Below are 15,073 nucleotides of genomic sequence, written 5' to 3'. Positions count from 1 at the left end.
GCCTACTTGCAGTACAGCCTGTCGATGCTGTGGCTGGACGCCAGGTAATGCCGCGTCTGCCACGCAATCGCCACGCGGTAAGCGCACGGAGGATCGAGCGCCACGTTGACGGGGAAGCCGCCATTGTTGCCCGATAAATGCGGTCCGCCCGCTCCGCCGCGGAACAGATAGTTGCTCGGTGGCGGCGGTGGGGTAAAGCTGGCGGCCGGCAGCGGTGGCGGCGGATGCTGGATGCCGTTGTTGTTGGATATCGTGATATTGAAGAAGCGCAAATGCGGATGGTCGATCGTGTACAGGATATGCACGAGGCCGCCCGCGATGGGGTTGCAGGCATTGCTGCGCAGCTCTTCCAGGTCCAGCGCCACGATGACGGGCGAGTTGTCGAAGACGATGGAGTCGAGCCCGTCCGTCGCCACCTGCGCCAGGCTGATGCCGTCGCGCACTTCGAAGCCCAGGCGGTAGCGGCGTATTGGTTCGCTCTCGGCCGCCGTCAGGCTGCGGCCCGCGTCGAGGATGGGCAAGCCGCCCGGCAGCTTGGCCGGATGCAGGCTGGTGATGGCCGGCGTATTCACCGTCAGCAAATCAAACGTGCGCAGGAAGATGTTGGGCGCCACGTTGACGATGGCCGTCGTGCCATCGCGCATGTCCACCGTGACGGGCTTGCCGTCCACCCGTATCCAGCCGCCCGCTTGCAGATCGCCCGCATCGACGATGACGGGCGCCGAATCGGCGAGGCCCAGGCCATTCGTATAAAACACATAGCCGACATGCGTGCCCAGGATTTGCGTCAACGGCGCCAGGCTGGCCGGCGCCACCGTGGGCAGCGCCGTGGGATCGTCCGTGCCGCCGGGCCAGGACCATTCGCCGATCAGGAAGCGGTATTCGAGCGGGTTGGCGGGGATGGCGCTGTTGCGCAGCGGACAATTACCCTTCAGGGTGACGCCGCCGGCGAAGACATACGAGGCGCCCGCGCCGCCCGCATAGCCTTGCGGGGAAAAGCCCGCCAGCGAGGGAAATGGGTGGATGTCGAAGATTTCCACCTGTTGCCAGTGCGGCACGCCTTCCACGTCGGGCGGCAAGACTTCTTTCGAGCACAATTCCACGCAGAAACAGTGGCCCACGTTTTCCCGGCCCGGCTGGCGGCCGTTGGCCTGCGTTTCCGCCAGGATGGTCACGCTGCCCAGCTGCGCCGTGAAATACACGTCGGGCCCGCTGGCGAACTCCACGTTGATGAATGGGGAGAAGGGCGTCAAGGTGAAGTCGGACGTCAGGTAATCGATGCGGAAGCGTCCGCCGGCATCGGTGATTGCCTGGCCCAGCGCGTCGTCCTGCAGCCAGTCGGCGTCGAACGCCCGCACGGTGGCGCCGGCGATCGGCGCATGCGGCGCATCGCAGGTACGCAGCCGGCCGCAGATGGTCCAGGCGCCGAAGCGGGCGCGCACCAGGCACCAGAAGCGCTGCGGCAGGCAATAGTCCCAGACGGCGAGGAAATCATTGTCGGCCTGGCGCCAGCGCGGCTGGAGCGTGGTGATGGAAAACTGCAGCGGCACGGGGTCTTTCGGCCCCGGTTTCAGATGCGGCACGGTAGGGCACAGGATGTCGACTTCGACGGCCTCGCCCTGGTAATCGCCTGCCAGGGTAAAACTGTAGTTGCCATCGTCATCCGTGCGCGTTTCGGCCAGCAGGAAGGGCGCCTTGGCCTGCACTTCTTCATCGGTGAGGATGGCGAAGGTTTCCTTGGCGCTGGCCACGGCCAGGGCCGTGACGTTTTGCGACGCGCGCGGCCGGTACAGGCGCACGATGACGTGGGATAAGGCTTCAGGACACTCGGCGCAGATCAAGCCGCACAGCTTGCCTCGCAGGATATAGGCCATGATGGTTCCCTTGCTGAGATGGACGGCGCGCCGCTCGCAATGGCGGCGCTGTTACCAAGCTAGCAAATGGGCCGCCGAAGGGCTTGATCTGGCTTAAACCTCGCGTATTATTTAATTAACGCCAGCACTTCGCGGAAACGCGGATGCTTGCAGTCGCGCAACCATTCGAAGGCCAGCATCTCCACCGTCACCAGGTGGGCGCCCAGCTTGTCCAGGCGGGCCAGCGCCGCGTCGCGGCTGGCGGCCTGGCGCGAACCGACGGCGTCGATGGCGATGCTCACGTCATAGCCGCGTTCCAGCAGGCCGATGGCCGTCTGCAGCATGCACACATGGGCTTCGCAACCGGTGACGACGATCTGCCTGCGCCCGGCGGGTAGCATGTCCTGCAAGCCATCAAAACAGGCGCCGAAATGCGTCTTGTGCAAGGTCCGTTCGCACAGGGCGGCGATCTCTTCCACGTTCGGCCCCAGCCCCTGGCGGTTCTGTTCCGTGCCCAGCACGGGCACGTCGAGCAGGCGGGCGATCTTCGCCAGGCGCAGGTTTTGTGCCAGCACCAGGCCGGCATCGTGGATGGCCGGCATCAAGCGGCCTTGCAGGTCGACAATGACCAAAACGGCCTGGTTTGCATCCATCAGCATGGCGTTCTCCCTTATTCATTTGTGGCGACAGTGTAGCGCGCAGTCAGCTTGGCCAACTGGGCGTGGCCGTTTCGCCCATCAGGTAGGCGTGATTGAGGTCGATGGCGATGCGCAGGTAGTTCCACAGGGCGCTGACCCGGGCGATATTGCGCCGCTCGCTGGGCGAGATCATCCAGAAGGCGCGCAGCAGGTCGATCTCGCCGTCGAGCACGGGCACCAGTTCGTTCGACTGCTGCGCCACGAAGCATGGCAGAATGGCCAGCGCCTGTCCCGCGCGCGCCGCGTGGTACTGGGCAATGACGCTGGTGCTGCGAAACGCGCGCAGGGAATCGGGCGCCACGTTATCCATGTAGCGCAGCTCCGCGCTGAAGACCAGGTCGTCTACGTAGCCGATGATCGGGTGCAGCGCCAGCTGCGCCACGCTGGTGATTGGCGCGTGGCGCGCCAGGTAGCCTGGCGTGGCGTACAGTTTCAGGCGGTAGTCGGACAGCTTGGTCACGACATACGGCCCGGACAGGGGGCGCTCGATGGAGATGGCCACGTCCGCTTCGCGCTTGGACAGGCTGACGAAACGGGGCACGGCGATCAGGTCCACGCTGATGTGCGGGTATCTGCCGCAAAACTGCGCCAGGTGGGGCGCCAGCACGATGGCGCCGAAGCCCTCGGTAGCGCCCAGGCGCACCTGGCCCGACAGCAGGCGATTGTGTTCGCCCAGTTCCTCGGTGGCGGCAAACACCGTGCTTTCCATGGTTTCCGCGTATTCCATCAGGCGGTGGCCTTCGGGCGTCAGCTGGTAGCCCACGTAGTTGCGGTCGAACAGTTGCGTGCCCACTTGCTCCTCGAACTTGCGCATGCGCCGCGACACGGTGGAATGGTCGATGCCCAGCTTTTTCGCCGCATCGACGAGGCCGGCGCTGCGCGTCAGTTCCAGGAAGACCCGTACATTGTCCCAATCGAGCATGGCAAACCCTCTCTGTGCATTTTTGCAAAGGAATTATGCATTAATTTAACTTGAGCGCATATTTTTACACATGCAGAATGCAGATATACATATAAGAAAAACCCTCACCCCTCAGGAGACACGCATGAAAAAAACCGTTCTGGCCATGGGCGCGCTGGCGCTTTCCCTGTCTTTCACCGGCGCGCACGCGCAAATTTCCGATGGCGTCGTCAAGGTGGGCATCCTGACCGACATGTCCGGCCCGTATTCGGCCATGGGCGGGCGCGGCTCCGTCGTCGCCAGCCAGATGGCCGTCGAGGATTGCCTGAAAGCGGAATGCAAGGGTATGAAGATTGAAATCCTGTCGGCCGACCATTTGAACAAGGCCGACATCGCCGCCTCCAAGGCGCGCGAATGGATAGACCGCGACAAGGTCGACGCCATCGCCGACCTGACCAATTCCTCGGTGGCTCTGTCCGTGCAAAAGCTGATGAAAGAGAAGGGCGGCATCGCCATGTTCAGCGGCCCGGCCACGGGGCGCCTGACCAATGAAGACTGCTCGCCGAACGGCTTCCACTGGATGTTCGACACCTATTCGCAGGCGGCCGGCACGGCAGCGGCGCTGACAAAACTGGGGCAGAAATCGTGGTACTTCGTCACCGTTGATTACGCGTTCGGCCATTCGCTGGAAAAGGATGCCAGCGAAGTCGTCAAGCGCAACGGCGGCACGGTGCTGGGCGCCGTGCGCCATCCGCTGAACGCGTCCGACTTTTCGTCCTTCCTGGTGCAGGCGCAAGGGTCAAAAGCGCAGGTGATCGGCCTGGCCAACGGCGGCGCCGACACGGTATCGGCCATCAAGCAGGCGCGCGAGTTCCGCATCGGCAGCGGCAAGGATCAGCGCCTGGCCGCCTTGCTGGTGTTCCTCTCCGACGTGCATGCACTGGGGCTGGAAACGGCCCAGGGCCTCGTCTACGCGGACGGCTTTTACTGGGATTTCGATGACCGCAGCCGCGCCTTCGCCAAGCGCTTCGAGGCGCTCAACAAGGGCGCCAAGCCGACCATGGTGCAGGCGGGCGTGTATTCCAGCGTCTACCACTACCTGAAATCGGTGGCGGCCGCGAAAAGCGACGATTCGAAGGTCGTCGCCCAGAAGATGCGCGAGCTGCCCATCAAGGATGCCGTCATGAACAACGCTTCCATCCGCCCCGACGGCCGCGTGATCCACGACATGTACCTGGTGCAGGTCAAAACCCCGGCCGAATCCAAAGGCGCGTGGGATTACCTGAAAGTGCTGTCGACCATCCCCGCCGACCAGGCATTCAAGCCGATGGATGCGGCGGCGTGCAACCTGGTCAAGAAATAACCATCGAATACCTTACGGAGCCTCACATGAACCAAGCCCTCACTCACGCAGTCACCCCGGTCCCCGCCGTCCCCCTGCACATCGGCGGCAAGCACCACGCCTCGACCAGCAGCGAATGGCGCGACGTCGTCAACCCGGCCACGCAGGAAATCGTCGCCAGGGTGCCGTTTTCCACGCCCGACGAAGTCAATCTGGCCGTCGCCACGGCCAAGGAAGCCTTTAAAACCTGGCGTAATACCCCGCTGGCGGCGCGCATGCGCATCATGCTCAAGTACCAGCACCTGATCCGCGAAAACATAGTCGCCCTGGCCGAACTGATCACGCGCGAACATGGCAAGACCTTGCCCGACGCGGAAGGGGAGGTCATGCGCGGCCTGGAAGTGGTGGAACACGCGTGCTCGATCGCCACCCTGCAGCTGGGCGAAATCGCGGAAAACGCGGCCAATGGTGTCGATGTCTACAATATCTACCAGCCGCTGGGCGTGGGCGCCGGGATCACGGCCTTCAACTTCCCCGTCATGCTGCCGTGCTTCATGTTCCCTATCGCCATCGCTTGCGGCAATACGTTTGTCTTGAAACCGTCCGAGCAGGACCCGTCCTCGACCATGTATCTGGTCGAACTGATGTACCAGGCGGGCTTGCCGGCCGGCGTGCTGAACGTCGTGCATGGCGGCGCCGACGTCGTCAACATGCTGTGCGACCATCCCGACATCAAGGCCGTCTCCTTCATCGGTTCCACCCACGTGGGCACGCATGTGTACCGCCGCGCCAGCGAATCGGGCAAGCGCGCGCAATCGATGATGGGCGCGAAAAACCATTGCGTCGTGCTGGCTGACGCCAACAAGGAACAGGCGATCAATAACCTGATCGGCGCCGCCTTCGGCGCGGCCGGCCAGCGCTGCATGGCCAATTCCGTCGTCGTGCTGGTGGGCGAGGCCCGTTCCTGGCTGCCGGAAATCGTCGCCCGTTCGCAGGCCCTGAAAGTGGGGCCGGGCAGCGACCGCGATGCCGACCTGGGGCCGATGGTGTCGAAAGCGGCCATGCAGCGGGCGGAAAAGCTGATCCAGGCAGGCGTGGATGAAGGCGCGCAGCTGCTGCTCGACGGCCGCGGCCACAAGGTGGCCGGCTACGAGGGCGGCAATTTCATGGGGCCGACGATTTTCTCGAAGGTGGCAGCGTCGAATTCCGTCTACACGCAGGAAATCTTCGGCCCCGCCATGTGCGTGGTGGAGACGGACACCCTGGACCAGGCCATCGCCTTCATCAACGCCAACCCGAACGGCAACGGTACCTCGATCTTCACTTCGTCCGGCTGGGCGGGGCGCAAGTTCCAGAACGAGATCGACGTGGGGCAGGTAGGCATCAACGTGGCCATTCCCGTGCCCGTCGCCTATTTCAGTTTCACGGGGTCGCGCGCGTCGAAGCTGGGCGATCTGGGCCCGAACGGCAAGCAAGCCTTGTACTTCTGGACGCAGACCAAGACCGTCACGGCACGCTGGTTCGCCCCGGACGACGGCGGCAGCGGCGTCAATACCACCATCTCGATGAAGTAAGGAGGCGGCGATGAGCACCAATATCGTTTTCATCGGCCTGGGCAACATGGGCTTGCCCATGGCGCAGAACCTGGTGCGGGCCGGCCATGCGGTGACGGGTTTCGACTTGCTGCCGGCCAGCGTGCGGCAATTCGCCGATGGCGGCGGCCTGGTCTCCGATGACCAGGCGGCGGCGATAGGCCAGGCCGACATCGTCATCACCATGCTGCCGGCCAGCCGCCACGTGCTGGGTGCTTATTTGGGTAACCCTTTGGGGGACTCTGGCATCCTGGCGCAGGCGCGGCCCGGCACCCTGCTGATCGACTGCTCGACGATTTCCACCGAGGCGGCGCGCCAGGTGGGCCGCGCGGCGCAGGATAAGGGCATGCCGATGCTGGACGCGCCCGTGTCGGGCGGCACGGCGGGCGCCACCAACGGCACCTTGACCTTCATGGTGGGCGGCGAAGAATCCGCGCTGGCGGCGGCGCGGCCCTACCTGGACGTCATGGGCAAGGCCATCTTCCACGCGGGCGGCTCGGGCTGCGGCCAGACGGTCAAGATCTGCAACAACATGCTGCTGGGGATACTCATGATCGGCACCAGCGAAGCGATACGCCTGGGCGTGGCCAATGGCCTGGACCCGAAGGTGGTGTCGGACGTGATGGCGAAAAGCTCGGGCCGCAACTGGACCCTGGAAGTCTACAACCCGTGCCCCGGCGTGGCCGAAAACGTGCCCGCGTCGCGCGGCTACACGGGCGGCTTTGGCGTCGACCTGATGCTGAAAGACCTGGGGCTGGCCGTGGAAAGCGCGCTGGCCAGCGGAGCGAGCGTGCCGCTGGGCGCCTTGTCGCGCAACCTATATAGTTTGCACAGCAAGGCAGGGGCGGGCGCGCTGGATTTTTCCAGCATTTATCAACTGCTGGGCGAGAAGGCTTAAGGCTGTTGCGCCTGCAGGGCCGCCAACTCGGCCCTGGCTTTTTCCAGCTTTCCTTCCAGCTTGGCGATCTTCTTCGGCTCCTTGTTCGCTTCCTGGGCCAGGCGCAGCGAACGCTCCGTCTGGTTCACCTTGGCTTGCGCCTTGACGATTTTCTTGTTGTGGCGCTCGATCAGGGTACTGTCGCGGCAGTGGGCGTTGACTTCGTCGAGCGCGCGCGTCAGGCCCGCGACCTTGTCGGACAGGCCCTGTTCCTGCGCCTGGTGCAATTCGCTGCGGATGCTTTCGCGCTTGGCGGCGCAGCCAGCCAGCTGGGTGTCGGCGGCGCTGGCGCCCACGGAGGCTGCGGCGAGCAGCAGGGTCAAGGCGGTTGTGGCGAGGCGGTTCATGGCATTCCTGTGTAAGTGGTGGGCTCGTGCAATGTAAGCCTGCCGGCTTGCCCTGTCAAACTTCTTGTGCAGTGCGCGCCTGTCTGGCATGGCATCGGCTACCATGCGTGTTTTCTTCTTCCCGATACCGTCGCATGCCCAAGAAACTCCTCTTGCTGATTCCTTTCCTGCTGCCGTTGCCGCTCCTGGCCCAGACCCCGCCCACCTTGCTCGACCTGCAGCTGCTCGCCATCAAGGTCAGGGCGGATGCGGCTAGCCATAGCCCGGAAAGCATCGCCGAATTTGCCGAGGCACGGCGCGCGGCCGAAGCGGGCGACGTGGAGGCGCAGCTGGACCTGGCGCGCATGCTGCAGCTGGGCGTCGGCACGCCGCAAGATACGGCACAGTCGATGGCCTGGATACGCAAGTCGGCCGAAGGCGGCTATGCGCCGGCGCAGGCGGCCATGGGGGTGGCCTACACCTTGGGCGGCAAGGTGCCCATCGACCGCGCGCAGGGCGAGTACTGGCTGCGCCGGGGCGTGGCGCAGGGCGATGCAGAGGCGCAAACCATCTTGGCGATGGAATACATCGATGGCGACAGCAGTGCCGAAGAGCAGGCGCTGGCCATCACCTGGCTGAAGGCGGCGGCGAACGAGCAGCACTTTGTGCCCGCCTACAATGCGCTGGGCGAGCACCTGATGCGCGCAGCCGTCGATGAACAGGATCGCGGCGAGGCTTTCCACTGGTATTACAGATCGGCGCGTGAAAAGGAGCCGGCCGGCATGCGCAATCTGGCCCGAGCACATGAGCTGGGCCTGGGCGTGGCGCAGTCGGACAAGTGGGCCCTGGTCTGGTACGAGCGGGCCGGATGGAGCGGCGACCTGCCCGCCATGCGGCGCATGATCGAGGTGTATGTCAAGGGCGAACTGGGAGAGCAGGCGAATGCCGAAGACGCCGCCGAATGGCGCGGCAAACTGGCGGAGGCAGAAAAGAAATGAAGACCATCCTGTTTGTATTGAGCCTGGCCCTGGCGCAGCCCGTGCTGGCGCAGCCGGCGTCCACCAGCGAGCCGCGCCAGCATCCGGCGTTGGTCGAATTCGATATGTCCGGCCTCGATGACATGCGCGCGCGCGTGCAGGCCGTGATCGAGCGCCCGGCCGACCTGTCGCCGGACAAGGTCGCCGCTTTCGACAAGGCGCGCCGCGCGGCGGAAGGGGGCGATACGGCCGCCCAGCTGGAACTGTCGCAGATGCTGCACGAGGGCGCGGGCACGTCGCGCGACCGCGACTTGGGCCTGGCGTGGCTGAAGAAGGCGGCCGAAGGCGGCAACGGTCCCGCGCAAGCCTTCCTGGGCGTCGCCTATACGCTTGGCCAGGGCATGGCCATCGACCGCAAGCTGGGCGAATACTGGTCGCGCAAGGGCGCCGCGCAAGGCGTGGAACTGGCCAACTTCACGGTGGCCCAGCACTTTGAAAATATCCACAGCAGCGCGGAAGAACAGGCGCACGCGCTGCACTGGCTGAAGTTCTATGCCGAGAACGGCTTCATCCCCGCCTACAATGAAATCGGCTACCGCCTGATGATGACGGCGCAGGACGAGGCGCAGCGCAAGCAGGCATTCACCTGGTACATGCGGGCGGCCAAGGCGCTCGATCCCTCCGGCTTGAACAATGTGGCGTACTCGTATGAAGTGGGACAGGGCGCGCCACAGAGCGACGAGGCGGCCCTGGGCTGGTACGAAATGGCCGCCATCGCCAAAAGTCCGCCCGGCCAGACGGGCTTTGCGCGGTTGCTGGAGCAGGGCCGGGGCGGTCCGACCCGGCAAGGGCCGGCGCCCAAGCCCTTCGCGCTGTACCTGCTGGCGGCGAAGCAGGGCGACCTGGAAGCCATCGAACGGCTGGTCAAGGTGTACGATAAGGGCGAGCTGGAACAGGCGGCCGACCCCGCGCAAGCGGCCCTGTGGCGCGAAAAACTCAGGCTGGCCAAGACTCCTTGAGCCGGCATGACGGCGCGGGGACGGCATGCTATCATCATTGTTATCGATAACAATATCATGAGAGACCCATGAATCCCGATTTCCGCTCCAGGGACATGCTCGAAAAGCATATCCAGCACACGATGAGTTTTTATCACCCGCGCGCGATTGATCCCAGCGGCGGCTTTTATCACTACTTCCTCGATGACGGCACGGTGTACGACGCCAGCACGCGTCACCTGGTCAGCAGCACGCGCTTCATCTTCAATTACGCCATGGCGTACCGCCACTTCGGCGATGAAGGTTGCCAGGCGGCCCTGCGCCACGGCGTGGCCTTCCTGCGCGACGTGCACCGCGACCCAGCCACGGGCGGCTATGCCTGGCAACTGTCTTGGAAAGACGGCGTCAAAACGGTGGAAGACGGCGCCAACCACTGCTACGGCCTGGCCTTCGTGCTGCTGGCCTATGCGCACGCCTTGCAAGCTGGCGTGACGGAAGCGCGCGCGTATCTGGACGAGACCTTCGAATTGATGGAACAGCGTTTCTGGCTGCCCGAACACGGCCTGTATGCGGACGTGGCCAGCGCCGACTGGTCCACCCTGGACGGCTACCGGGGCCAGAACGCCAATATGCACGCCTGCGAAGCCATGCTGGCAGCGTTCGAGGCGACGGGCGAAGCGAGATATCTGCACCGCGCCGAGACCCTGGCGCACAACATCACGGTGCGCCAGGCGGGCTTGGCGAACGGCATGATCTGGGAGCACTACAAGCCTGACTGGTCGATCGACTGGGACTATAACCTGCACGACAAGAGCAATATCTTCCGTCCGTGGGGCTACCAGCCCGGCCATTTCACGGAATGGGCCAAGCTGCTGTTGATCATGGAGCGCCACAGCCGGTTCATGGCCGGCCCATCGGACTGGCTGCTGCCGCGTGCGCGCACCCTGTACGACACGGCGCTGGCCAAGGCCTGGGATGGCGCGCATGGCGGCATCCACTACGGTTTCGGCCCGCAGGACGAGATCTGCGACGGCGACAAATACTTCTGGGTGCAGGCGGAAAGCTTCGCGGCGGCCGCCGTGCTGGCCGTGCGCACGGGCGACGAGGCTTACTGGCATAGCTACGACAAGATCTGGGACTACAGCTGGACGCACTTTGTCGACCACGAACACGGCGCCTGGTACCGCATCCTGACGCCTGAAAATCAAAAAATCAGCAACGAGAAAAGCCCGGCCGGCAAGACCGATTACCACACCATGGGCGCCTGCTATGAAGTGCTGAACGTGATCGGCGGTGCAGTATGAGCGCCGCCAATTTCCCACGCTTTGTGTCGGCCGGCGAAGCGCTGACGGACATGCTGCGCACGGGCGCCGACTCCTGGAACAGCCAGGTGGGCGGTTCGACCTGGAACGTGGCGCGCGTGATGGCGCGCCTTGGCGTGCCCAGCGCCTTTGCGGGCGGCGTCAGCCTGGACGTCTTCGGCGATGCGCTGGCCGCTGCCACCGGGGCGGCGGGCCTGGACATGCGCTTCCTGCAGCGCCATGCGAAGTCGCCGCTGCTGGCCATCGTGCATGAACTGCATCCGCCTACGTATTACTTCATCGGCGACGACAGCGCCGACCTGCATTTCGACGCGTCGCTCCTGCCGGCCGGCTGGATGCAGGGGGCGCAATGGGTGCATTTCGGCGGCATCAGCCTGGCGCGCGAACCGCTGGCGGGCAAGCTGGTGGCGCTGGCGCAGGAATTGAAGGCGGCTGGCGTGAAAATCAGCTACGACCCGAATTTCCGCATCATGATGGATGAACGCTACGACGCCACCTTGCGCCGCATGACGCAGCTGGCCGACGTGATCAAGGTGTCGGACGAAGACCTGGCGGGCCTGTTCCGCCATGATGACATCGATGGCGCGTTTGCCATGCTGCGCAGCTGGAATCCGCAAGCCACGTATTTGTATACGCGGGGCGCGCAAGGCGCGGCGCTGTACCGGGGCGAGCAGACATGGCAGGCGGCGCCGCCCGTCATCGAGGTGGTCGATTCGGTGGGGGCGGGCGACGCCAGCATTGGCGGTTTGCTGTACAGCCTGATGTACCGGCCCGAGGCCGATGGCGGCCAGCATTTGCGCTTTGCCGTCGCGGCGGGCGCGGGCGCCTGCCTGGCGGCCGGCGGCGCGCCCCCTTCGGTGGAGCTGGTGGAGTCGCTGGTGCAGCGCACGGTGGTGCGCTAAGGGGCGTTCGACGGGTTGGTGGGGGCAGTCACTTCGCGACCGGAATGTGCCCGACCGGAGCACATTCCCCCGTCGACGCCCGCGCCATCAAGGTAAACGCCATCAAATGATGCGTGGCGGGCGCCGTTTCTCCGGCGCGGCGCTGGCGGATTTCGTCGATGACGAGATTGACGGCGGCGCGCGCCATGTCGGCGATGGGCTGGTGGATGGTGGTCAGCTCGGGCCAGACCGTGGTGGCGACGGGCGTGTCGTCGAAGCCGCACACGCTCAATTGCGTCGGTACCTGCAAGCCCATGCCGTGCGCCACGGCCAGGGTGGCGGCGGCCATGTCGTCGTTGCTGGCGAAGATGGCGCTGGGATGTGGCGCTTGCGCCAGCAACTGGCGCGCCGCGTCGAGACCCGAACGATACGTAAAGTAACCTTGCGCCACCCTGTGCGGCGCTACCCGCAAACCCGCTTCCCGCATGGCGTCCTCGAAAGCCTGGCGGCGCAGCAGGGCGGGCGTGTGCGCCGGATCACCCTCGATGAAGCCGATGTCGCGGTGGCCCAGCGCGAGCAAATGGCGTGTCATGGCCAGCGCGCCCTCGTAATCGTCGATGCGTACGGCCGAAACGCCGGGCGAGGGGCGCGCCGTCGCCACGGCGATGGCGGGGATGCCCATCCGGTTCAACTGCGCCAGCACTTCCGGCGAATCGCACAGGGGCGGCGGCACGAGGATGCCGTCCACGCCGGCCGCCACCAGGCAATCGATGCCGGCGCGCTGGCTGTCCAGGTCTTCGCAGCGTTCCAGCAGCAGCTGGCCGCCGCCCTGGCGGCATTGATCCATGGCGCCGACTAAAAATTCGCTGAGGAAGGCCGCGCTCGGATTGCTGTACAACAGGCCGATGCGCAGGGTGCCCGTGCGGGCCGCCCTGGCCGCCAGATTGGGCTGGTAGTGCAGGCTGGCGATCGCCGCCTCGACTTTGTCGCGCGTGGCCGCACTGACGCTGGCGCGCCCGTTGATCACGCGCGACACCGTCATGGCCGACACGCCGGCCACGCGCGCCACGTCGTGCACGGTGGCGCCGCTGGCGGCGTCGGAGGAGGTGGGGGCGGCGTGCGCCGCCTTATTCGAGGTGGCCACCGAATTTCAGCTTGCCGCTGATGCGCATGCCGTGCAATTGACCCTCTTCCAGCTGGGCGGCGCTGGTGCGCTGCGCCGTGTCGCGCCGCGCCAGGCCCACCGACAGGATATCGAGCATCATCAGCTGCAGCAGGCGCACGATCATGGGCACGAAATTGAGGTTGCCTTCCGGGTGGTTCAAGGTCAGCAGCACGTCGGCCAGCTTGGCCAGCGGCGAACCGCTGGCCGTGATCGCCAGCACGCGCGCGCCGCAGCCCTGCGCCACCTTGACGGTGCGCAGCAGGTCGGGCAGGGCGCCGGAACGGGAAATGACCAGCGCCACGTCGCCTGGCTTGAGCATGGCGGCGCTCATTTCCTGCGCCTGCGGGTCGGCAAAGAAGCTGCTGACGATGCCCAGGTTGAGCAATTTGTGCTGCATGTCGTCGGCCACCACGCGGGCGCTGCCCACGGCCAGCAATTCCACGCGCTGCGCGCCGCGCAGCAGTTCGATGGCGGCCGTCAGCGCTTTGACGTCGAGCATGTCGCGCAGGGCCAGCGCGGCCGAGGCGTTATTGCCCAGCACCTTGCGCGCCAGTTCGGCGTCGGAATCCGATATCTCCACGTGGCAGTGGGCCACCGTGATGGCGCCGCCCGTCAGGCCGGACGCCAGCTTCAATTTGAAGTCGGCCAGGCCCTGCACGCCGATCGAGCGGCAAAAGCGCATCACGGTCGGCTGGCTCACGCCGACGCGCTGGGCGATTTCGGCAATCGGCAGGGTCAGCATGGCGTTCGGCTCCTTCAAGACCCAGTCGGCCACCTTGCATTCCGAGGGACTCATCCTGCCGCGCGCCTGGCGCACGGATTCGAGTACGGGCGCGCCGGAATGGGCGCGCTTGAGCTTTTGCGCGAGGATGGCGGCGATGCCGAGGAAAGTCGGCAGTTCGGCCGTGATCAGAAAGGTGGGAATCTGCGCCAGGTACTCGTTCAGGCGGCCCTTTTGCTCGAAGCGGGCGCGGAACTGCGACTGTTCGAACAGGGGCCCCAGGCGCGGCACGATGCCCCCGCCTATATAAATGCCGCCCAGCGCACCCAGGGTCATGGCCACGTTGCCGGCGATGGAGCCGAGGATGGCGCAGAAGCAGTCTACCGCTTCGAGGCACACGTCGCATTCATTGTTCAGGGCGCGGCTGGTGATTTCGGCGGCCAGCAGCGGCAGCGCATCTGGCTTGCCGGCGCGCTCGGACAGGGCGCGGTAGATCAGTTCCAGGCCGCGCCCGGAAGCGAGGCGTTCGGCCGAGACGTGCGACAGTTCGCGCCAGGCGAAGGACAGCACGTCCATCTCGCGCTGGTCGCAGGGCGCGAAGCTGACGTGGCCCCCTTCGCTGCCCAGCGCGATCCAGCGGTCTTCGGCGGGGATCATGCCCGACACGCCCAGGCCCGTGCCCGAACCGAGCAGGCCGATGACGCTGTCGGCACGCGCCATGCCGCCGCCGATCTGCAGGCGCTGGTCGGGCCGCAGATAGGGCAGGGCCATGGCCAGCGCCGTGAAGTCATTCACCACCAGCAGGGTGTCGAGGCCCAGCGTGGCGCGCATGGCCTCGATCGAGAAGAACCAGTGATGGTTCATCATGCGGATATTGTCGTCGTCGATGGGATTGGCGATGGCGATGGCCGCATGGCGCACGCGCGCCGAACCGGCGGCGCGCGCTTCGCTGCTATCCATATAGGCGGTGATGGCGTCGAGCAGCGACGCGTAGTCGTCGCAGGGCAGCACGGCGACCGCTTCCAGGTGGCCCTGGCGCGTTTCGAGCACGAAGCGGGCGTTGGTGCCGCCGATGTCGGCCAGCAAGCGCGGCCCTTCACTGAAACGCTCCGCCGGATCGCTGCCTGCTACTTCCATTTTTTCATCTATTTTCATGGCGGTGCCTAGTCTCGTCTGCGTGCGCTGTCTTGGCGGCGCACTGTCGTTATGGCAAAAACCAAGGATTTTAATTCGTATACGTGCCGCGTGCCGAAAAATGCGGGACGCCTGCATAAATGCTTGTCCGCAGTGCCGGAAACGGGCGGCGCCGGCGGAATAAACAGGGCAGTCAACGCGCCTGTCGGTACGCAAATAAAGTGTC

At 65.2% G+C, this 15,073-nt stretch carries 13 protein-coding genes; 7 read left to right on the top strand and 6 right to left on the bottom strand.

Annotation, left to right across the window (positions count from 1 at the left end; all coding sequences use genetic code 11):
- Positions 1–2: 2 nt before the first annotated feature.
- The 3 genes from O0879_RS07465 to O0879_RS07455 form a co-directional block, all read right to left on the bottom strand.
- Entirely contained in the window at positions 3–1,874 is a 1,872-nt protein-coding gene (locus O0879_RS07465; protein ID WP_289915693.1) for a hypothetical protein, read from the bottom strand.
- 107 nt (positions 1,875–1,981) lie between these two features.
- On the bottom strand, positions 1,982–2,512 hold the full coding sequence (locus O0879_RS07460) for an isochorismatase family protein (RefSeq protein WP_099664454.1): 531 nt from the start codon (positions 2,510–2,512) through the stop codon (positions 1,982–1,984).
- A 43-nt stretch (positions 2,513–2,555) separates the two neighbouring features.
- Complete coding sequence (locus O0879_RS07455) at positions 2,556–3,473, bottom strand: LysR family transcriptional regulator (RefSeq protein WP_289915689.1); 918 nt, start codon at positions 3,471–3,473, stop codon at positions 2,556–2,558.
- A 124-nt stretch (positions 3,474–3,597) separates the two neighbouring features.
- On the opposite strand from O0879_RS07455, the gene O0879_RS07450 reads away from it, so the two are divergent.
- The 3 genes from O0879_RS07450 to mmsB are packed head-to-tail and all read left to right on the top strand — an operon-like array spanning position 3,598 to position 7,284.
- A complete protein-coding gene (locus O0879_RS07450; protein WP_289915688.1) occupies positions 3,598–4,815 on the top strand; it encodes an ABC transporter substrate-binding protein in 1,218 nt (405 codons plus the stop codon).
- A 26-nt stretch (positions 4,816–4,841) separates the two neighbouring features.
- A complete protein-coding gene (locus tag O0879_RS07445; protein WP_289915684.1) occupies positions 4,842–6,368 on the top strand; it encodes a CoA-acylating methylmalonate-semialdehyde dehydrogenase in 1,527 nt (508 codons plus the stop codon).
- A 10-nt stretch (positions 6,369–6,378) separates the two neighbouring features.
- Complete coding sequence (gene mmsB / locus O0879_RS07440) at positions 6,379–7,284, top strand: 3-hydroxyisobutyrate dehydrogenase (protein WP_289915681.1); 906 nt, start codon at positions 6,379–6,381, stop codon at positions 7,282–7,284.
- Here the strand turns inward: mmsB and O0879_RS07435 are convergent.
- A complete protein-coding gene (locus O0879_RS07435; RefSeq protein WP_180278561.1) occupies positions 7,281–7,670 on the bottom strand; it encodes a DUF1090 family protein in 390 nt (129 codons plus the stop codon). The genes mmsB and O0879_RS07435 overlap by 4 nt on opposite strands.
- Positions 7,671–7,804: 134 nt before the next feature.
- Between O0879_RS07435 and O0879_RS07430 the strand changes: the two genes are divergently transcribed.
- From O0879_RS07430 to O0879_RS07415, 4 genes are all read left to right on the top strand, one after another.
- Positions 7,805–8,647 (top strand): tetratricopeptide repeat protein, encoded by an 843-nt coding sequence (locus tag O0879_RS07430; RefSeq protein ID WP_289915679.1) that lies wholly within the window; start codon positions 7,805–7,807, stop codon positions 8,645–8,647.
- Positions 8,644–9,645, top strand: coding sequence for a tetratricopeptide repeat protein (locus O0879_RS07425; RefSeq protein ID WP_289915678.1), 1,002 nt, complete (start codon positions 8,644–8,646; stop codon positions 9,643–9,645). The genes O0879_RS07430 and O0879_RS07425 overlap by 4 nt, the downstream gene beginning before the upstream one ends.
- Positions 9,646–9,713: 68 nt before the next feature.
- The gene (locus tag O0879_RS07420) at positions 9,714–10,928 is read left to right on the top strand and encodes an AGE family epimerase/isomerase (protein ID WP_289915675.1); all 1,215 of its coding nucleotides are present in this window, start codon (positions 9,714–9,716) and stop codon (positions 10,926–10,928) included.
- Positions 10,925–11,848 (top strand): carbohydrate kinase, encoded by a 924-nt coding sequence (locus O0879_RS07415; protein WP_289915673.1) that lies wholly within the window; start codon positions 10,925–10,927, stop codon positions 11,846–11,848. Before O0879_RS07420 ends, O0879_RS07415 begins: the two co-directional genes overlap by 4 nt.
- A gap of 28 nt (positions 11,849–11,876) precedes the next feature.
- Here the strand turns inward: O0879_RS07415 and O0879_RS07410 are convergent, their stop codons facing one another.
- Both O0879_RS07410 and O0879_RS07405 read right to left on the bottom strand, forming a co-directional pair.
- Complete coding sequence (locus tag O0879_RS07410; RefSeq protein WP_289915672.1) at positions 11,877–12,971, bottom strand: LacI family DNA-binding transcriptional regulator; 1,095 nt, start codon at positions 12,969–12,971, stop codon at positions 11,877–11,879.
- Positions 12,955–14,868 carry a glucokinase gene (locus O0879_RS07405; protein ID WP_289915669.1) on the bottom strand — a complete coding sequence of 638 codons (1,914 nt, stop codon included), beginning with the start codon at positions 14,866–14,868 and terminating at the stop codon, positions 12,955–12,957. The genes O0879_RS07410 and O0879_RS07405 overlap by 17 nt, the downstream gene beginning before the upstream one ends.
- Between the last annotated feature and the right edge of the window lie 205 nt (positions 14,869–15,073).

Source organism: Janthinobacterium sp. SUN120 (assembly GCF_030397735.1).
Taxonomy (GTDB): domain Bacteria; phylum Pseudomonadota; class Gammaproteobacteria; order Burkholderiales; family Burkholderiaceae_D; genus Janthinobacterium; species Janthinobacterium kumbetense.
The sequence above is the reverse complement of the archived record's forward strand: the minus strand, read 5'-3'. Positions and strand labels throughout refer to the sequence as shown.